At 72.6% G+C, this 18,632-nt stretch carries 16 protein-coding genes; 9 read left to right on the plus strand and 7 right to left on the minus strand.

Annotated features, from left to right (window positions below; translation table 11 throughout):
* From ACFU6K_RS07785 to ACFU6K_RS07795, 3 genes are all read right to left on the minus strand, one after another.
* A partial coding sequence (locus tag ACFU6K_RS07785) for a VOC family protein (RefSeq protein WP_380661510.1) occupies positions 1–390 on the minus strand: 390 nt, incomplete at its 3' end.
* A 92-nt stretch (positions 391–482) separates the two neighbouring features.
* The gene (locus ACFU6K_RS07790; protein WP_380661512.1) at positions 483–1,541 is read right to left on the minus strand and encodes a fatty acid desaturase family protein; all 1,059 of its coding nucleotides are present in this window, start codon (positions 1,539–1,541) and stop codon (positions 483–485) included.
* 147 nt (positions 1,542–1,688) lie between these two features.
* Complete coding sequence (locus tag ACFU6K_RS07795; RefSeq protein WP_380661525.1) at positions 1,689–2,288, minus strand: TetR/AcrR family transcriptional regulator; 600 nt, start codon at positions 2,286–2,288, stop codon at positions 1,689–1,691.
* A gap of 74 nt (positions 2,289–2,362) precedes the next feature.
* Between ACFU6K_RS07795 and ACFU6K_RS07800 the strand changes: the two genes are divergently transcribed.
* A complete protein-coding gene (locus ACFU6K_RS07800) occupies positions 2,363–3,235 on the plus strand; it encodes an alpha/beta fold hydrolase (protein WP_380661513.1) in 873 nt (290 codons plus the stop codon).
* Between the two features lie 65 nt (positions 3,236–3,300).
* On the opposite strand, the gene ACFU6K_RS07805 is transcribed toward ACFU6K_RS07800, so the two are convergent.
* A complete protein-coding gene (locus ACFU6K_RS07805) occupies positions 3,301–4,272 on the minus strand; it encodes a hypothetical protein (protein WP_380661514.1) in 972 nt (323 codons plus the stop codon).
* A gap of 170 nt (positions 4,273–4,442) precedes the next feature.
* Between ACFU6K_RS07805 and ACFU6K_RS07810 the strand changes: the two genes are divergently transcribed.
* From ACFU6K_RS07810 to ACFU6K_RS07820, 3 genes are all read left to right on the plus strand, one after another.
* Positions 4,443–6,944 (plus strand): helicase-associated domain-containing protein, encoded by a 2,502-nt coding sequence (locus tag ACFU6K_RS07810; RefSeq protein WP_380661515.1) that lies wholly within the window; start codon positions 4,443–4,445, stop codon positions 6,942–6,944.
* A 254-nt stretch (positions 6,945–7,198) separates the two neighbouring features.
* Entirely contained in the window at positions 7,199–7,417 is a 219-nt protein-coding gene (locus tag ACFU6K_RS07815; protein ID WP_380661516.1) for a hypothetical protein, read from the plus strand.
* A gap of 40 nt (positions 7,418–7,457) precedes the next feature.
* Positions 7,458–8,402: a hypothetical protein gene (locus ACFU6K_RS07820; RefSeq protein WP_380661517.1), complete on the plus strand. Its 945-nt coding sequence runs from the start codon at positions 7,458–7,460 to the stop codon at positions 8,400–8,402.
* Here the strand turns inward: ACFU6K_RS07820 and ACFU6K_RS07825 are convergent.
* Positions 8,368–8,619 (minus strand): hypothetical protein, encoded by a 252-nt coding sequence (locus ACFU6K_RS07825; protein ID WP_380661518.1) that lies wholly within the window; start codon positions 8,617–8,619, stop codon positions 8,368–8,370. The genes ACFU6K_RS07820 and ACFU6K_RS07825 overlap by 35 nt on opposite strands.
* A gap of 126 nt (positions 8,620–8,745) precedes the next feature.
* On the opposite strand from ACFU6K_RS07825, the gene ACFU6K_RS07830 reads away from it, so the two are divergent.
* The 4 genes from ACFU6K_RS07830 (at position 8,746) to ACFU6K_RS07845 (ending at position 14,976) form a co-directional block, all read left to right on the plus strand.
* Positions 8,746–9,126, plus strand: coding sequence for a hypothetical protein (locus ACFU6K_RS07830; protein WP_380661520.1), 381 nt, complete (start codon positions 8,746–8,748; stop codon positions 9,124–9,126).
* A gap of 128 nt (positions 9,127–9,254) precedes the next feature.
* A complete protein-coding gene (locus tag ACFU6K_RS07835; RefSeq protein ID WP_380661521.1) occupies positions 9,255–10,892 on the plus strand; it encodes a hypothetical protein in 1,638 nt (545 codons plus the stop codon).
* 20 nt (positions 10,893–10,912) lie between these two features.
* Entirely contained in the window at positions 10,913–13,273 is a 2,361-nt protein-coding gene (locus ACFU6K_RS07840; protein ID WP_380661522.1) for a tetratricopeptide repeat protein, read from the plus strand.
* A 65-nt stretch (positions 13,274–13,338) separates the two neighbouring features.
* On the plus strand, positions 13,339–14,976 hold the full coding sequence (locus ACFU6K_RS07845) for a DNA repair helicase XPB (RefSeq protein WP_380661523.1): 1,638 nt from the start codon (positions 13,339–13,341) through the stop codon (positions 14,974–14,976).
* A gap of 153 nt (positions 14,977–15,129) precedes the next feature.
* On the opposite strand, the gene ACFU6K_RS07850 is transcribed toward ACFU6K_RS07845, so the two are convergent.
* On the minus strand, positions 15,130–15,291 hold the full coding sequence (locus tag ACFU6K_RS07850; protein WP_380661524.1) for a hypothetical protein: 162 nt from the start codon (positions 15,289–15,291) through the stop codon (positions 15,130–15,132).
* Positions 15,292–15,701: 410 nt separating this feature from the next.
* Between ACFU6K_RS07850 and ACFU6K_RS07855 the strand changes: the two genes are divergently transcribed.
* Positions 15,702–17,705, plus strand: a complete 2,004-nt coding sequence (locus ACFU6K_RS07855; RefSeq protein ID WP_380661526.1) for a HelD family protein — start codon at positions 15,702–15,704, stop codon at positions 17,703–17,705.
* Positions 17,706–17,798: 93 nt separating this feature from the next.
* Here the strand turns inward: ACFU6K_RS07855 and ACFU6K_RS07860 are convergent, their stop codons facing one another.
* The gene (locus tag ACFU6K_RS07860) at positions 17,799–18,485 is read right to left on the minus strand and encodes a copper homeostasis protein CutC (RefSeq protein WP_049652332.1); all 687 of its coding nucleotides are present in this window, start codon (positions 18,483–18,485) and stop codon (positions 17,799–17,801) included.
* Positions 18,486–18,632: the final 147 nt, after the last annotated feature.

Here is an 18,632-nt window from a genome sequence, read left to right on the forward strand (position 1 = left end):
GGCGGCGCGCTGGCGCAGCGCGATCCGGTTGTCGTCCGGGTCGACCGCCTCGATCCTGATGCCGAAGCCGTAGTCCTCCGGCTCCTGCTGGTCGAAGGTCACGCCGCGCCCGCGCAGCACCTCGAAGTCCGCCCGCAGGTCGTCGGATTCGAGGAAGACCGGCCCCGGCACACCTGCCCCGGAGCGCGGTCCGGCCGGCAGCCCGGCCGAGGCCGGGTGCGGCCACAGGACGATCTCCAGCGCGCTGCCCGGGACGGCCACGGTGAGGAACCGCCCGTCCGGGCCCGGGTGGTCGACGCGCTTCTCCAGGCCGAGCCCGTCCACGTAGAACCCCAGGGCGCGGTCCTGGTCGGTCACGTAGACCGTCACGTACATGGTGTTCGTCAGCATCGTGCTGTTCCTCCGTACCGTCGGTGGTTCCCTACTGCCCCACCGACGGATCCCGACGCCCGGATGTGACGGTCACCCGCCGGACGGGACGCTCACCCGCCGGAGCGGATCGGCTCGCCCGTCCGGTGCAGGTGGGCGAAGATCTCCCGGTAGGAGCGGAACAGGCCCGTCTCGCAGTACGGGACGCCCTTCTCGGCGCAGAACTCCCGGGTGATCCGGGCGGCCCGCCCGAGCGCCGGGGTCGGCATGCTGGGGAACAGGTGGTGCTCCACCTGGTAGTTGAGGCCGCCCATCACCGCGTCGACGACCGGCCCGCCGCGGACGTTGCGCGAGGTGAGCACCTGGCGGCGCAGGAAGTCGAGCCTCATCTCCGGGGTCACCATCAGCATGCCCTTGTGGTTCGGGGCGAAGACGCTGCCCAGGTAGACGCCGAACAGCGCCTGGTGCACGGCGATGAAGGCGACCGCCTTGCCGGCCGGGAGCGCGGCGAACACCAGGCCGAAGTAGGCGAGGAAGTGGACCACCAGCAGCACGCCCTCCAGCACCGGGCGCTTCACCACGGGGCCGCGCAGCGCGCGGAAGCTGTTGAAGCTGAGGTTGAGGCCCTCCAGCAGGAGCAGCGGGACGAACAGGTACGCCTGCCGGCGGCCGATGAACCGGGCGACGCCGCTCGCCTGCCGGGCCTGCCGCTGGGACCACACCAGGAGTTCGGGGGCGACGTCCGGGTCCCGCTCCTCGTGGTTCGGGTTGGCGTGGTGGCGGGTGTGCTTGTTCATCCACCAGCCGTAGCTCATGCCCATCAGCAGGTTGGCCGCGATCCGGCCGCCGATCTCACTCGGCACCCGCCGGTCGAAGACCTGACGGTGCGCCAGATCGTGGGAGAGCAGGCCGATCTGGGCGAAGACGACGGACATCGCCGCCGCCAGGCCGAGCTGCCACCAGGTGTCGCCCAGCGCGAACAGGGCGTACCAGCCGCCGAGGAAGGCGGCGAGCACCAGGCCCATGCGGACGGCGTAGTAGCCGGGGCGCCGGTCGAGCAGGCCCTCGGCGGCTATCCGGCGGGTCAACTGGGCGAAGTCGCTGCCGCCGCCCCCGGACCGGGAGGAGGGGGCTTCGGGCGCTTCGGTCGTCATCACTGGCTGCGCGGGCATACCCCGGAGTCTGGTGGTGGCAGGCCTGCCCGCGGAACGGGGAAAGCACCCGTCCCGTACGGGTGTTAGCCCCCTTGCCGCGAGGTGAGCCGACCTGCCGTGACCGCCGTCGGCCCGGGCCGTCGCGGCGACCGGCGGCACGGGCCGTCAGCCCGCTCCCGGCCGGCCGAACAGCTCGTCCAGGTGGTACGCGAGGACCGCGAGCGCCTGCTCGCCGGTGCGCTGGCCGCCCAGCACGCTGGAGCCGAGCCCGTTGACCATCGCCAGCAGCCCGGCCGCGACCGCCTCGACGTCCCGCTCCGCCCCGATCTCCCCGGCCTGCCGCGCCGCGCGGAGCTGCTTGGCGAGGAAGCCCTCCAGTACGACCGGCGGCTGCGCGGCCTGCTTCGCCAGCACCTCGGGGTCGCCGAGCACCAGCGCGTAGTACGCCGCGTACGTCCTGGTGATCCGGCGGCTCTCGGCGTCCGTCGGCAGGATGCAGGACAGGATCGCCGTCACCACCTCCCGGGGGGCGCGGGCCTGGCCGATCCACCGTTCCATCCGGGCCTGGAGCTGGGTTCCGAGCCTGGCCAGGGCGTCCAGCAGCAGGCCCTCCTTGGTCGTGAAGTAGTACTGGACGAGCCGCAGCGAGACCCCGGCCTCCGTGGCGACGGCCCGCATGCTGGCGGACTGCAGGCCCTGGGTGTCGGCGATCCGCAGCAGGGCCTCGGCGATCTGCCGGCGGCGTTCCTCGTGGTCGACCTTCACGGTCATTCCGGCCTCCGTCCGTTCGTCCCACTTCACTTGGTACACCCGTATCATGCATGTGATACACATGTACCATGCGAATCGGCGAGTTCAAGAACGGCAAGGCCGAAGCCCGCTTCCACGCCGCCTACGAGCGCGCGCTGACCGAACTCCGGCCGGGGCCCTGGACGCCGCTCGACGTCCCCACCGGCTACGGCACCACCCGCGTGTACCGCACCGGCCGCACCGAGGGCCGGCCGATCGTGCTGCTGCCCGGCTCCGGCGGCAACGCGCTGATGTGGCACGCCCACCTCGACGCCCTCGCCGCACAGCACCCCGTGATCGCCGTGGACACCGTCGGCGAACCGGGCGCCAGCGTGCAGAGCGCCCCCGTCACCGACGGCCGCGACGCCGCCGCCTGGCTGGAGGAACTGCTCACCGCCCTCGACCTGCCCTCCGCCCACCTGGTCGGCTGCTCCTACGGCGGCTGGATCGCCCTCAACCACCAGATCCACCACCCCGGACGGACCGCCGCCCTCACCCTGGTCGAAACGGCGGGCCTCGCCGACCTGGACCGCCGCTTCTACACCTGGCTCATCCTCGGCGGCCTCGCCGCGACGGCCCCGCGCCCGCTGCGCCCCCGGCTGGCCCGGCTGGTCGGCAACAGCGCCGTCCTGGAGACCGAACTGATGGCACTGGTCCGCGCCTCGATGGGCTTCCGCCGCCGACTGCCCCCGGCCGCCACCCTCACCGACCAGGAACTCGGCCGGCTCACCGCCCCCGCCCTCTTCCTCCTCGGCGAACGCAGCGCCCTGCACGACACCCGGGCCGTCGCCGACCGCCTGCACCGGCTGGTGCCCACCGCCCTGGTCGAGATCGTCCCCGGCGCCGGCCACGCACTGCCCACCGACGACCCGGCGGCCGTCACCGCCGGCATCCTCGCCACGGCCGCCCGGCAGGCCGGCTGACCCGGGCGTCCCGTCGTCCGACCCGACCGGCGCGGCGGACGGACCGCCGGCCCGGCCCCGGCTGCTCAGCCCTGCTGCTGCGGCGGGCGGCGGCGCAGGGCGAGCAGCAGCAGGACCACCGCCGACAGCACGGCGGACAGCCGCAGCACGTTCGGGGCCGACGACCAGCTGATCGCGCCCAGCGGCGAGCCCGACTGGAGGCCGCCACCCTGGCCCCCGGCCTGCTTGGCCTGCTGCATGGAGTAGAAGGTGGACACGCTCATCGTGACCAGCGGGATGCCGAGGATCACGAACTTCCGCATCAGGTCGGAGATCTGGCGGGACAGGTAGCCGAGGCCCCAGCCGGCCAGCATGGCCGGGAGGAAGCCGGAGACCGCCCCGCCAACCAGCAGGGCGCAGGAGAGCAGGATCAGCGGGGAGGGCTTGCGGGCGGGCGCGTCCTGCTCCGCCTCCTTGCCCTTGGCCTTCCCCTTCCCTCTCGCCTTGGCCTTGCCCCCGGCCTTCCCGGCCGGGGCCTCGGGCGGCGCGGGAGGGGCGGCGGGGGCCGGCCTGAGCCAGCCCCTGCGCGGCTTCTTCGTCAGGTCCGCGGCGGGCGCCGCCGCCGTCTCCGCCGTCTCCGCCGCCTGCTCGGCGGCCTCCTCGGCGGTGCGCTGCCCGGGGATCGGCTTCGGCGCGGGCCGCGGCCCGTCCGAGAAGTCGAAGAGCGTCATCGTCCACGGGCCGGTGCTCGACACCATCGGCGGCGGGATCGCGTCCGGCCGGTCCTCGGCGACGGTCTCCGGCAGGTGCAGCGGCACGGACGGGATGCCGCCCGCGCTCGGCGCCGGCGGGTCGTACACGCTGTCGGGGTCGAAGTCCGGAGCGGGAACGGGGGCGGACGGAGCCTCCGGAGCCCCGCCGGACGCGGCCTCAGCCGAGCCGGCACCCGAGCCGGCACCCGAGCCTGAACCCGAACCGGCGTCCGGGCCCGCCTCCGGGCCGCCGACCGAACGCTCGCTCCACGGCCCGCTCTTGCGCCACCACTCGCCGTCCGTCATCACCGACCACCCCGCCTCGCCCGTACCGGCCGCCCACCGAACCGCCCTCGGCGTGACGCTACCCACCCCGCCCCCGCCCGCGCGAGTCCGTCCGCCGGTACGGCGAAGCGCCGGAGGTGCGCCGCAGGACGGACACCCCGCCGTCCCCGCGCCCGACTAACCTAGGTCGAATGACCACACAGCAGGGCCCTCAACGCCGGGGCAGGTCCGCCACCGGCCCGCGCACCCTCGCCGAGGAGCTGCGCGCCCGTCCCGACGACGCGCTCGCCGCCCTGCTCCGCTCCCGCCCCGACCTGCTGAACCCCGTCCCCGGCGACCTCACCCAGCTGTCCGCCCGGCTCTCCTCGCGCGCGTCCGCGCTGCGCGCCCTGGAGCGGCTCGACCGCTTCACCCTCCAGGTCGCCGAGGCCCTGGCCACCGCCCCGGACGGCACCTCGCTGAGCACCATCCGCACCCTGCTGACCGGCCCGGCGAAGGTCAAACCGCACCCCGGCGCCACCCCGCTCACCCCCGCCGACCGGTCCGCCGTCGCCACCGCCCTGCCGCGCGCGATCGCCACCCTGCGCGACCGGGCGCTGCTCTGGGGCCCGGACAACGGGCTGCGGCTGGTCCTCGCCGTCCGCGAGGCGCTCGCCCCGACCGCCGTCAACCCGGGCCGCACCGGCCTCGGCCCCACCCTCGCCGACGCCACCGTCGGCATGTCACCGGCCCGGCTGCAGCAGCTGCTCGCCTCGGCCGGGGAGCCCGGCACCCCGGACCCGGTCAGCGCCGTCGCCGCACTCACCGCGATGCTCACCGACCGCGCCCGCTGCGCCGCACTGCTCGACACCGCGCCCGAGGCCGCGCTGCGGCTGCTGGAACGGCTGGTCTGGGGCCCGCCCACCGGCACCGTCCCGGACGCCACCCGCCCGGTCACCGCCGAGGACGCGCAGAGCCCGGTCGAGTGGCTGCTCGCCCGCGGCCTGCTGCTGCCCAGCAGCCCCGGCAGCGTCGTGCTGCCCCGCGAGCTCGCCCTGCACCTGCGCGGAGGCCGCACCCACCGCACCGTCGAACCGGTCCAGCCCGAGCCCGCGCCCGCCGCCGCCCCGCGCGACCCGCAGGCCGTGGACGGCGCCGCGGCCGGCCAGGCGCACACCGCGGTCAAGACCGTCGAGGAGCTGCTGGACGGCTGGGGCCTCACCCCGCCGCTGACCCTGCGCGCCGGCGGCCTCGGCGTCCGCGACCTCAAGCGCACCGCCCAGGCCCTGGAGAACACCGAGCAGCAGACCGCCTTCTGGCTCGAACTCGCCTACACCGCGGGCCTGCTGGCCCCCGACGGCGAGGTGGACGAACGCTGGGCCCCCACCCCGGGGTACGACAGCTGGCTGCACCTGGACACCGCCGAGCGCTGGTCCGTCCTGGCCGGCGCCTGGCTCGCCGCCACCCGCGTCCCCGCCCTCACCGGCACCCCCGACGGCCGGGGCAAGCCGCGCGCCGCCCTCGGCCCCGAACTCGACCGCACCCTCGCCCCGTCCGTCCGCCGCGCCACCCTCGCCCTGCTCGCCGAACTGCCGCCCGGCACCCCGGCCACCGCCGAGGAACTGCTCCCCGCCCTGCGCTGGCAGCGCCCGCTGCGCGGCGGCCCCGTCGGCCCGGACGGCCGCGACCTGCGCGACGAGCTCACCGCCTGGACCCTCGACGAGGCCGAACTCCTCGGCATCACCGGCCGCGGCGCCCTGGCCGCCCCCGCCCGCGCCCTGCTCACCGCCGAGTCCGACCCGGCCGAGGTGCTCGCCCCGCTGCTCCCGCAGCCGCTGGACCACGTGATCCTCCAGCCGGACCTCACCGCGATCGCCCCCGGCCCGCTGCTCACCCCGCTCGCCCAGGCCCTCGCCCTGTGCGCCGACATCGAGTCCAAGGGCGGCGCCACCGTCTACCGCTTCACCCCGGCCTCGGTCCGCCGCGCCCTCGACGCCGGCCGCACCGCCACCGACCTGCGGGCCTTCCTGGAGCAGCACAGCCGTACGCCCGTCCCGCAGCCGCTCGCCTACCTGATCGACGACGTCGCCCGCCGGCACGGCGTCCTGCGGGTCGGCGCCGCCTCCTCCTACCTGCGCTGCGACGACCCGTCCCTGCTCGGCGAGGTCCTCGCCGACCGCCGCTCCGCCGACCTGCGGCTGCGGCTGCTCGCCCCCACCGTCCTCGCCTCCCAGGCCGCCCCGGACGTCCTGCTCGCCGCCCTGCGCACCATGGGCTACGCCCCGGCCGCCGAGTCCGCCGAGGGCGACGTGCTGATCACCCGCCCGGACAGCCGCCGCACCCCGCCCCGGACGGCCCCCGTGCCCGTCCCCGACGGCCCGCCCACCCCCGACGACACCCTGCTCGCGGCCGCCATCAAGGCGATCCGGGCCGGCGACCGCGCCGCCACCGCCACCCGCCGCGACCCCACCCCCGACCCTCGCCACCTCCCCCGCACCGCCGCCGCCGAGACCCTGGCCGCCCTCCAGACGGCCGTCCTGCTCGGCGAGCGCATGTGGATCGGCTACCTCAACGCCGAGGGCATCGCCAGCCAGCGCATCATCGACCCGGTCAAGGTCGAAGGCGGCTTCGTCACCGCCTTCGACCACCACGCCGACGAACTCCGCACCTTCGCCCTGCACCGCATCACCGGCGTCGCGGAACTCGACGAGTGAGCCGGGCGACAGAGCCGCGTTACGAAACCCGTGCAGTTATCGGCGGTACAGAACTGCCTCCCGCGCTCAACAGTGGCCTTGCACAAGGGAGATCACCCACGCTAGCACGCAGGACGTCGGGCACCTCTGTGCCCTGACCCAGCCGATGGCCCACCTGATGGTGGGCCATTTCCGATTCCACCGACTCTCCGAAAGCCCCTGGCGCCGCAGCGTGCGCCGGGGGCTTTCGCGTTTCCAGACACAGGAGCAAGCGCATGGGCCTTCTCGCCGAACTCACCACCAGCGGCTGGTGGGTGATTCTCCTGATTGCCCCGGCCCTGCTCGCCATCCTCGTGGTCGGCATCATGTCCATGGTGGCGATCACCCGGGCCCCCAAGGAGGATGTCCGCCACCTGGTCGTCGAGGTGGCGAAGGCCCTACCTGCTCTGCTGCCGAAGTACCGCCGGGAGGAGAACCGACGTGGTTCGCGCTAGGCCCCTGAACGACCCCACCGCCCGCCATGCCGGCCCGGACGTGATCAGCGCGGCGCTCATCGACGTACTCGAGACTGCCGAGATCGAACTGCTCACCGCTTGGCTCAGCGGCGTCCCGACCCGACAACTGGCCGACAGTCTCGGCACCACCTGGGACGCCACCCAGATCATCCTGGCCACGGTCCTCACACGACTGCGTGAATCCCACCACGCCCCCGCTCTGGTGCAGGAACTCCTGGCCGAGGGCGGCCCCAAGCACTCGGCCACCCTCCGGGACGTTGCCCGAGCGCTCAAGGTCGACCTCGCGCCGCGCTGCCAAAGGTGCGGGGCGCTACTACCCCCAGCCGCTCGAACCGGCCGCCCCCAGCTCTACTGCAACAGTGCCTGTCGGCAGGCCGCGTACCGCAAACGCCACCGTGCCAACGCCCTACAGTCGCCTGCCCCGGCAGACGGCGCCCGCGACATCCGGCTGGGTCTGCGCGATCCCTGGGCCGAACCCGACAGGCTCCAGTGGTTCTCAAGAACCACCATTCACCACATTCCCGAACAGGAACGGCTGACGGAATGGACGGAGTTCGGCCGCCGCAAGGGTCACCGGCGCGGACGGCGGCTCCCGGGCAACCGCTACCGCCTCACGGAGGGCGCCGTCGCCCGACTGGAGAGTTGCTCCACGGACCCAGACGCGCGGAACTCCCTGCAGTGGCTGAGTTACCGGCTTCTCCAACCCACCTCGGTATACGACTGGCGGACCCGGATGCCTGAGCCTCAGGGACGGCTACCAGTCCGACCGATAGCCGTCGAAGCCCCGCTCCCCGGCCCGGACCGGCGCCCGGAGATCGTCAGCCCGATGCACACCCACCTACCCGAACACCCGTACTGCTTCACTCTGCTCGGCGAGGCCGTGGCCGTCTCCACCTGGCGGGACTTCGACAGAAAGCTGCAGTCCTTGGTCAGCCGTGCTGCGCCTCCTTCATCTTCTCCTTGACGGCCTGGTCCGCCAGGCTGCCGATCTGCCCCTGCCCGACCGGCATCGACCCCCCGGTGACGGTGTCCGCCAGCAGGAACCCGGGCGCCGCGAGCAGGCCGCCGGGGCCCTCTCCGATGCCCGCGAGGGCATGGGCCGAGCCGGCCGAGGAGGCGGTGGCCGCGAAGGCCGAGCCCATCAGGGCGAGGGCGGTGAGAACACGCTTCGACTTCTTCATGACCAGCTCAACGAGCGAGTACGCACCGTGGTCACTCGAAGTAATTGACGGGCCCGCCCCATCGGCGTATTCCGGAGGCAGGGGGTTCCGGAAGGAGGCATCATGCTCGGCGATCGGATAGCGGAGTTGACCACCACGGAAACCGGTCGACGGGTCCTCGCCACAGTCGGCGGACACCCCGCGCTGGAGATCTCGATGACCGGCACCGGCCGACTGCTCGGCCATCCCGTCCGGGAGTTCGCCACCTACGAGTCCGAGCTGCGGCCCGACGGCTCCCTGTACGGGGAGGGCCAGGGCGTCGGAATGTCGGAGAAGGCTGAGGCCTACAGCTGGCACGGCAGCGGCATCGGCCACTTCACCGGCGGCGGCGCGGTCAGCTGGCGCGGCAGCATCTACTTCGAGAGCGCCTCCGACGCCTTCCTGCGTCTCAACGATCTGGTCGGCCTCTTCGAGTTCGACAACGACCCCCAGGGCGATGGCAGGGCCGTCCTGTACGAGTGGAAGTAGCTTCAGCCCGTCGAGCCGCACGCGTTCCCGCCTCAGGACGCAGGAGGTGCGGGAAGGATCATTCGCCATCGAACGTGTTGCGGCCGAGCGCTGTGGAACGGTAATGCTTTGCCCTCAGGGAGGGGACCATGGGCAAAGCCTCGAGGAAGAAGCAGGAGCGACGAACGCGGGAACGGGCGCTCACGACTCAAGGGCCCGAGAGGGTCGACGACAGTCCACGGGCGCTCGGCGAGCAGGCTCTCGCGCGACTGTTGCGGTCGAGCCCGCCCGGACGGCTCAGCCTGGCCGGCGCCTACGCGGTCGGCTACGCAACGCTGGGCCACGCCCAACTGGAGGGGACCGAGCCGACCTGGTACCAGGAAATCGATCCGCTCGACGCCCTGTATCTGGGGACGGCCTTTCCCGGGCGGTTCCGCGACGAGTTCGAGTTCGCCAACTCTCGCGATGCCTGGTTGCGCCTCCTGCGCGGCACCGTTCACGAGAAGGGCATTCAGCGCTTCGTCCGTGAAGCCGTCTCAGCGAGCGAGGAATCCGGCCTGCCAGTGGACGACGGGGAGCAGATGCTGGCACTCACCGGGCGGCTGGAGGCAGTCGGACTCGACCAGCGCCGCCTGCCGCGCCACCTGCTTCCCGGGGACACGCTCCAGAACAGCCGGGCGGTGTGGGGTCCGCCCCGGGACCTGCTGCTTCCTGATCCACCGAAGGGCGCCAAGCACCGGGTTCAGCGCTTCTGGCAGGAGCCGACGCCCACGGCGCCGGTCGGTGACACTCCGGAGGCCGTTCTCCGCAAGGGTCTGCACCGGTTCGCCTCTGCCGGGCTGCCCGTGAGAGAGGAAGCCGGAGTCATGCTGCCCGCGTTGTATGCGGCGCTCTTGGTGAAACCCGGCGAGCACCTGGAGGAAACGGGCACCCACGCCCGCGCATGGGCACTCTCCATGAATGACGAGTCACCGCTGGTTCCGGTGCTCGACATCCTCCTTGCGGCCCCCGAACTCGGCCTGTCCGTGAACAAGACCCTCAAGTGTCTGTACGCAGTTCCGGCGTTCACCGAGCCGATCCCTTCGGCTGACCTGGTCTGGACCAGCTCTCCCGGTCTCGCCCTGCCCCGGATGGCTTTCGAACTGGGCATCCCCGAGGTGTCCACGCTGAACGCCGTCCTCACCCCGGACCTGCTGGACTGGGCCGGTACGCGGGCCAGGATGCGCCTGAGCGCCGCCGGGCGCCGAGCGGATACCGACACCCTGGAAGCGGACAGCACCACCGCCACGGAGGGCGGAGCAGAAGAATCCGAGGTGGAGTGGACCGAACGGCGTCAGGCCGTGCTGGACAGGATCCGAAGGAAGTCGGGCAGAGCGGTGTCCACTTCCCGGCCGTCGGACCGTGCGGTGGAGCGGGTCTGGAACGGCGACGGGAGTTCCGTGCTGCGGATCGCGGCGGACTCCCGTCAGGGGCGGGAGATGCAGGAGAGCCTGGAAAAGCAGTTCGCGGCCTTCCGCGAGAAGTTCGGCCGCGAGCCCGAACCACACGACCCGATCTTCTTCGACCCCGATGCCGACGAACCCGTTCCGCTTTCCAGAGGGAGCTTCGACAGCATGATGCAGGATGCGGTGGATGCAGCGAGCGCTGCCGGTATCGACCCCGCGTTCGTCCACGCCTGGCAGGAGGTCGGGTACGTGGTCACCACGGAGACGCTGGACATGTTCACGACTGCAGAGGTGATCGCCTACCGCCGGGCGGTCGAACGACACCGGCGGGCCGGGGAATGACCCACACGACTCGGAACAGTGTGAGCGGATCAGTCGTCTTCGGCTGCATCGTCCAGGGGCACAACATCACGTTGACCCTCCCGGACCGCCCTGACCCTGCGCTGGCCGGCCTCCCCAGGCAGTCGGGCACCTTCACCGGGCGGCGCGCCGAGTTGGAACGGCTCCTGGCCGTCCTGGCCCCGCAGCCGCCCACGGAGACCACCAGCACCGTCGTGGTATCCGGACTCGCAGGGACGGGCAAGACCGAACTCGTGCTCCAGGCCGCTCACCACGCGCTCCGGGAAGAGGGCTGGTTCCCGGGCGGGACACTCTTCGTCGATCTGCACGGGTACGACGCGAAGCGCGTGTTCTCCCCGAAGCGAGCGCTCGGCACCCTTCTCCGGGCCCTCGGCGTTCCACCGGAACACATCCCGGCCGGGATCGACGACCGTGCCCGCATGTACCGGTCCGCGCTCAGCGCACTGGCCGGCGCGGGCCGGCGGGTTCTGGTCGTCCTGGACGACGTACCGCCCACCGACACTGTCCGCCACCTGCTGCCGAGCGACGGAAGCACCATCACGCTCGTGTCCTCGCGGCACTCCCTCGCGGAACTGGACGCCCTGGCCCTGACTCTGCGGGAACTGCCCTCCGACGAGGGACGGGAACTGCTGAACGACGCCATCCGCACAGCACTCCCCGAGGACTCGCGCGTCGCTTCCGAAGCCGACCGGGCCGCACGGCTCGTCGCCCTCTGCGGTGGCCTCCCACTGGCCCTGCGCATCCTGGCCTCCCTGCTCGTGGACGTACCCACCCGGCCGCTGGCCGACCTCTGCCACGACCTGGAGGCCGCCCACTCCAGACTTGCCGTGTTGAGCCGGGAAGATCGGGCTGTGACTGCGGCCTTCGAGCTGTCCTACCGGCGACTCACCGAGGAACAGGCCAAGGTCTTCCGCCTCGTGTCCTTGAGCCCCGGACCGGACTTCTCGACCGAGGTTGCGGCCCAGCTGTACGGCGGGAGCGAGAAGGACACCGAGCGGCTCCTGCTCGACCTCGCCCGCCGCCATCTGGTCGAACCGCGGGCGCAGTACGGCCGCTGGCAACAGCACAGCCTGGTGCGGCTCTACTCACATGGGCAGCTGATCTCAACCGGCTCCTGGGGCGAGAGCCTCATGCGGCTGTTCGTTCACCTGCATCGGATGAGCACACTCGCGTGCGAACGACTTCTTGCCCCCGGGACGCCACGCCCTGTGGCAGGGTCGGACTTCGCCGATCGGCAAGCTGCGTTGCAGTGGCTGGAGAGCGAACGGCTCACGCTGGTCGCGGCCACCACCTGGACCCACGTGGCCCAGGACGATCTGATGTGCGTGGCTCTGGCATCGCCCGTCGCGCAGTTCCTGATGGAGGTGCGGTACCTGGAGGATGCCGAGCAGGTGATGAAGGCGGGCCTCCGATCGAGCCGCAGGCTTGAGGACAGTCTCAACGAAGCCGCGTTGCTGAGCGGCCTCGGTATCGTCCTCCGGGACATGCGCAAACTGCGCAAGTCCGTCCACAGGCACCGATCGGCGATCGACATCTGCCGGAAGACCAGGAATCACCGGGCTCTCGCCGGCGCCCTCAACAATCTCGGACTGTCGCTCCACGACCAGCGGAAGTTCGAGCAGTCGGCGGCTGCCCACATCGAGGCCGCACACTTGTTCAAGCACGAAGGCGATCGCCGAGGGGAAGCCCAGGCCCTGGCCAATGTCGCCGAAACGCTGGAAGAACTGGGACGCACCGAAGAAGCAATCCGCGCCCTCCGCACGGCTGCGAAGATCTTCCGGAACGAGGGCGATCCCCGTGGCCAGGCCAAGGTACTGGGCAGTCGCGCCAAACTGATGCGCGACACAGGGAGGGCCGAGAAGGCCATCGAACTTCACCAGCGTGCCCTGAACGTGACCGACGGCCTGATCGTCCCCCATGACAGGGCGATCGAGCTGAACAACTACGCGGGCACGCTGACCCTCACCGGGGACTACGGCGCGGCCCTCGTCGCACACCAGGAGGCGTTGGACACCTTCCGACGGCTGGGCGACCGTCGAGGCGAAGCGATGACCCTGGGCAACATGGCCCGCGCCCGCCAACGGCAGGGGAAGTGGAACAAAGCCGTGGAGCTGCACACCCTCGCTCTGGAGGCGTTCCAGGACGGCAAGGACGACCACGGCACGGCCACCGAACTCAACGGCCTCGCCGACGCCCTCCTGCACCAGGGCCACAACGCCGAGGCCCTGGAGAACCTGCACCTCGCCGCCGAACTCTACCTCCGGACCGGGGACTCGGAGAGAGCCGCCACCACGCTCGCCTTCGCCGACCGGACACGGCAGCGGGTCAGCGCCGGCACCCACCGCACCAAGCGCCGGACATGACCGCCCGCAGATGCGGCACACTGGACGTTTGGCCCCGTAGAGCCCTACCGAAAGGCAGTCGCCAGGTGAACGACGGACCGCTCATCGTCCAGAGCGACAAAACTCTTCTCCTGGAGATCGACCACCCCAGGGCCGCCGACTGCCGTCGCGCCATCGCGCCGTTCGCCGAGCTGGAGCGGGCGCCCGAGCACGTGCACACGTACCGGGTGACGCCGCTCGGGCTGTGGAACGCGCGGGCGGCCGGGCACGACGCCGAGCAGGTGGTGGACGCCCTGGTGACGTACTCGCGCTACCCGGTGCCGCACGCGCTGCTGGTGGACGTGGCGGACACCATGGGCCGGTACGGGCGGCTCCAGCTGCTCAAGCACCCGACCCACGGGCTGGTGCTCACCACCACCGACCGGCCGGTGCTGGAGGAGGTGCTGCGCTCCAAGAAGATCGTCCCGCTGGTCGGCGCCCGGGTCGACCCGGACACCGTGGTGGTGCACCCCTCCGAGCGCGGGCAGATCAAGCAGGTGCTGCTCAAACTCGGCTGGCCCGCCGAGGACTTCGCCGGGTACGTGGACGGCGAGGCGCACCCGATCGACCTGGACGAGGACGGCTGGCAGCTGCGCCCGTACCAGGCGCAGGCCGTCGAGGGCTTCTGGCACGGCGGCTCGGGCGTGGTCGTGCTGCCCTGCGGCGCCGGCAAGACGCTGGTCGGCGCGGCCGCGATGGCGCACGCCAAGTCGACCACGCTGATCCTGGTCACCAACACCGTCTCGGCCCGCCAGTGGAAGCACGAGCTGGTCAAGCGCACCTCGCTCACCGAGGACGAGATCGGCGAGTACAGCGGGACGAGGAAGGAGATCCGCCCGGTCACCATCGCCACCTACCAGGTGATGACGACCAAGCGGAAGGGCGTCTACGCCCACCTGGAGCTGTTCGACGCCCGCAACTGGGGCCTGGTGGTCTACGACGAGGTGCACCTGCTGCCCGCGCCGGTGTTCAAGTTCACCGCCGACCTCCAGGCCCGCCGCCGGCTCGGCCTGACCGCGACGCTGGTGCGCGAGGACGGCCGCGAGGGCGACGTGTTCAGCCTGATCGGCCCCAAGCGCTTCGACGCGCCGTGGAAGGAGATCGAGGCGCAGGGCTACATCGCGCCCGCCGACTGCTGCGAGGTGCGGGTCACCCTGACCGACTCCGAGCGGCTCGCCTACGCGACCGCCGAGCCGGAGGAGCGCTACCGCTTCTGCGCCACCACCGCGACCAAGCGGCGGGTGGTGGAGGCACTGGTCAGGAAGCACGAGAAGGACCAGACGCTGATCATCGGCCAGTACATCGACCAGCTGGACGAGCTCGGCGAGGCCCTGGACGCCCCGGTGATCAAGGGCGAGACCAGCAACGCCCAGCGCGAGAAGCTCTTCGAGGCCTTCCGCAACAAGGAGATCGGCGTCCTGGTGGTCTCCAAGGTCGCGAACTTCTCGATCGACCTGCCCGAGGCCACCGTGGCCATCCAGGTCTCCGGGACCTTCGGCTCCCGCCAGGAGGAGGCCCAGCGCCTCGGCCGGGTGCTGCGCCCCAAGGCGGACGGGCACTCGGCCCACTTCTACTCGGTGGTCGCCCGGGACACCGTGGACCAGGACTTCGCCGCCCACCGGCAGCGCTTCCTGGCCGAGCAGGGCTACGCGTACCGGATCATGGACGCGGACGACGTGCTGTGACGCACGGGCGGTAGGCCGCCCCGGGAACCGGCGCGGTCTTCAGCCCCGGTCAGCGTCGTCAGCACCGGACAGCGTCTTCAGCACCGCATACCGTCTTCAGGACCGGACAGCGTCTTCAGCACCGCATACCGTCTTCAGGACCGGACAGCGTCTTCAGTACCGGACACCGTCGCGCCCGAGGAAGATCACGCGCGCGGCGGTGTCCAGGGCGATGCCGACGTTGCGGACGGCGGTGCTCAGCGGGTTGCGGTGGCGCCCGGAGACGGCGGTGGCGCCGGACGGGCCGGATCGGGGGTTTCGGTTCGTGGTGCTCATGTCTTCAACGGTAGGCACCCGACCGGCCCTCGGCATCACTCCAAAGGCCGTATCCGCAGGTGCGCGGCTCGTCCGCCGGGTGTACGGCGGCCCCCGAGGCCGGGGTAGGGCGAACCCCGAGGCCGGTACGGCCGGAACCCCGAGACCCGCGCGGCTGGTACCCGGGGGCGGACGGGTCTAAGATCGTCCGTCTGCCCCCTCCCGAACCGTGGTACCTGCTGAAGTCCCGCAGGCAGCCGGGGGAGGTACCGACCGTTCGGCAACCGGCCGGTTCCACCGTGAGCTCCTACGATCCGCTGCGCCCGCCACCGGGGCAGCCGGGAAGGTTCGCTGTGCCCGCCACCCCCACCACCGACCCCCTCCAGCGCGAACGCGACCACCTGGCCGCGTCCCGGGCCGCACTGCGCGCGATGCGCGAGGACGTCGAGTCGCTCGACATCCGCGACGTGACCGGCACCTGGGTCACCGCCCTCGTGCTCCAGAACCAGATCGACGCCAGGATCGCCGCCCTGGCCGACCTCTCGCACACCCCGCTGTTCTTCGGCCGCCTCGACTACCTGCACGCGATCAGCGAGGAGCTGAGCGAGGGCAGCGGAGGGGAGAGCTTCTACATCGGCCGCCGGCACGTCCACGACGCCGACGGCGACCCGATGGTGATCGACTGGCGCGCGCCGGTCTCCCAGCCGTTCTACCGGGCCAGCCGCACCGACCCGATGGACGTCGAGCGCCGCCGCCGCTTCGGCTACACCGGCGGCGAGCTGACCGCCTACGAGGACGAGCACCTCTCCGACCCGGCCGAGACCGATTCCGCCTCCGCCCTGCTGGCCGCCGAGATCGAGAAGCCCCGCGTCGGCCCGATGCGCGACATCGTCGCCACCATCCAGCCCGAGCAGGACGAGATCGTCCGCTCGGACATCACGGGCACCATCTGCGTCCAGGGGGCGCCCGGCACCGGGAAGACCGCCGTCGGCCTGCACCGCGTCGCGTACCTGCTGTACGCCCACCGCGAGCGCCTGGCCCGGACCGGCACCCTGGTGATCGGGCCGAACAACGCGTTCCTCTCCTACATCGAGCAGGTGCTCCCGGCCCTCGGCGAGCTGGAGGTCGCCCAGGCCACCGTGCAGCAGCTGGTCGGGCACGTCGAGGTGAAGGCCGAGGACGACCCGGAGGCGGCCCGGTTGAAGGGCGACGCCCGGATGGCCGAGGTGCTGCGCCGGGCGGTGCGGTCGGGCATCACGCTGCCCACCGAGCCCTGCGTGGTGGTCCGCGGCTCCCGCCGCTGGCGCGTACCGGTGTACGAACTGGTCGAGATCATCGAGGAGTTGAAGGGCCGCGAGACCCGCTACGGCGCGGCCAGGGACGCCCTGCCGCAGCGCATCGCGCACGCCGTGCTGCTGAAGATGGAGCAGGGCGGCGAGGCCCCGGACGACCGGGTGCAGGACGCGGTGGCCCGCAACAGCGCCGTCAAGGCGGTGGTCAAGGAGTGCTGGCCGGCCGTCGACCCGGCGAAGCTGGTCCTGCGGCTGCTCTCCGAGCCGGAGTTCCTGGCCGCGTGCGCCGAGGGCGTGCTGACGCCCGAGGAGCAGCGGGCGGTGCTGTGGCCCAAGCCCGGCCGCTCGGTGAAGACCGCCCGCTGGACGGCGGCCGACGCCGTCCTGGTGGACGAGGCTACCGACCTGGTGCAGCGCACCCCCTCGCTCGGGCACGTGGTGCTGGACGAGGCCCAGGACCTCTCCCCGATGCAGTACCGCGCGGTCGGCCGCCGCTGCACCACCGGCTCGGCGACCGTCCTCGGCGACCTCGCCCAGGGCACCACCCCGTGGGCGACGGCGAGTTGGCCGGAGGCGCTGCGCCACCTGGGCAAGCCGCAGGCGCACATCGAGGAGCTGACCAAGGGCTTCCGGGTGCCGGAGGAGGTCATCGCGTACGCCTCCCGGCTGCTCCCGGCGATCGCCCCCGGCCTGGCCCCGGCCTCCTCGGTCCGCGAGGCGCCCGGTTCGCTGACGATCCGCCGGATCGCGCACGGCGCTGCGGAGGGCGACACGGACGCGGACGCGGACGGCACGGAGGCGGTCCTGGCGGCCTGCCGGGAGGCGCTGGAGCACGAGGGCTCGACCGGCCTGATCGCCGCCGACGCCCGCGTCCCGCGGCTCGCCGAGGCGCTGACCGCGGCCGGCCTGCCGTACCTCTCCCCCGGCGACGAGACCAGCGCGGAGGCCCGGCTCACCCTCGTCCCGGCCTCGCTGGCCAAGGGTCTGGAGTACGACTACGTGGTGCTGGACGAGCCGGCCGCGGTGGTCGCCGGGGAGCCGGACGAGCGGACCGGTCTGCGGCGGCTGTACGTGGCGCTGACCCGTGCCGTCTCCGGGCTGACGGTGCTGCACCGCGAGCCGCTGCCGGAGCAGCTGCGGTAGTGCGTGGAAGGGCCGGTCCGCGGACCGGCCCTTCCGTACGAACGCTCGAACGCACAGGCGCACAGGCGCACAGGCGCACCGGCGCTCGGGCGCTCAGGCGTCGATCAGCGCCCGCCACTCGGCGACCTTGGCCGCGTCCACCGGCGTCCGCCAGCCGTCGACCCGCACCGCGCCGCCGACGTGGAAGGCGTCGAAACCCTCCGCCCGCAGCTCCTTCAGGTGCTCGGCCCGCAGGCCGCCGCCGATCAGGATCCGCTGCCGGTACCCGGGCTCGCCGGCCCGGGCCAGCTCGGCCGAGAGCACCTCGCGCCCGGCGTCCACCCCGGCGGCCGCGCCGGAGGTGAGGAAGGTGTCCAGGCCGGGCAGCCCGCCGACGGCGGCCCGCAGGGCGGCCCGGTCGGCACTGTGGTCGATCGCCCGGTGGAAGGTCCAGCGGCAACCGGCGATCGCCTCGGCGACGGCCGTGGTGGCGGCCAGGTCGACGGCGCCGTCGGCGTCGAGGAAGCCGAGGACGAACTCCTCGGCCCCCTCGGCCCGCAGCGCGGCGGCCCGGGCGCACAGCCCGTCCACGTCGCCGGGGGCGAAGCCGTCCCGGATCCGCAGCATGACCCGCAGCGGGATGCCGACGGCGGCCCGGATCCGGCCGAAGTCCTCGACGGACGGGGTGAGTCCGTCGGCGGCCATGTCGGTGACCAGTTCGAGCCGGTCGGCGCCGCCCGACTCGGCGGCCTGGGCGTCCTGGGGCGTCAGCGCGATGACTTCGAAAATTGGTCTAGACATATTCGACAGCCTGCCACATCGGCCCGCCCCCGGAAACTCCCAGGGGGCCGTTCCGGTCACGCCGGAACGGCCCCCCCAACCTCCCCGGCACGCCCGCCCGCGGGCCCCCCCCCCCCCGCCGGCCGCGCCGGGCGCACCGGCCGCACC

This window comes from Kitasatospora sp. NPDC057512, from assembly GCF_042802135.1.
In the GTDB taxonomy this organism is placed as follows: Bacteria; Actinomycetota; Actinomycetes; order Streptomycetales; family Streptomycetaceae; genus Kitasatospora.

What these genes read in the sequence shown, in the direction of transcription:
- ACFU6K_RS07790 (WP_380661512.1), bottom strand. Translation starts at nt 1,541, where the DNA reads ATGCCCGCGCAGCCAGTGATGACGACCGAAGCGCCCGAAGCCCCCTCC.
- ACFU6K_RS07800 (WP_380661513.1), top strand. Translation starts at nt 2,363, where the DNA reads ATGCGAATCGGCGAGTTCAAGAACGGCAAGGCCGAAGCCCGCTTCCAC.
- ACFU6K_RS07805 (WP_380661514.1), bottom strand. Translation starts at nt 4,272, where the DNA reads ATGACGGACGGCGAGTGGTGGCGCAAGAGCGGGCCGTGGAGCGAGCGT.
- ACFU6K_RS07810 (WP_380661515.1), top strand. Translation starts at nt 4,443, where the DNA reads ATGACCACACAGCAGGGCCCTCAACGCCGGGGCAGGTCCGCCACCGGC.
- ACFU6K_RS07815 (WP_380661516.1), top strand. Translation starts at nt 7,199, where the DNA reads ATGGGCCTTCTCGCCGAACTCACCACCAGCGGCTGGTGGGTGATTCTC.
- ACFU6K_RS07825 (WP_380661518.1), bottom strand. Translation starts at nt 8,619, where the DNA reads ATGAAGAAGTCGAAGCGTGTTCTCACCGCCCTCGCCCTGATGGGCTCG.
- ACFU6K_RS07835 (WP_380661521.1), top strand. Translation starts at nt 9,255, where the DNA reads ATGGGCAAAGCCTCGAGGAAGAAGCAGGAGCGACGAACGCGGGAACGG.
- ACFU6K_RS07850 (WP_380661524.1), bottom strand. Translation starts at nt 15,291, where the DNA reads ATGAGCACCACGAACCGAAACCCCCGATCCGGCCCGTCCGGCGCCACC.
- ACFU6K_RS07855 (WP_380661526.1), top strand. Translation starts at nt 15,702, where the DNA reads ATGCGCGAGGACGTCGAGTCGCTCGACATCCGCGACGTGACCGGCACC.
- ACFU6K_RS07860 (WP_049652332.1), bottom strand. Translation starts at nt 18,485, where the DNA reads ATGTCTAGACCAATTTTCGAAGTCATCGCGCTGACGCCCCAGGACGCC.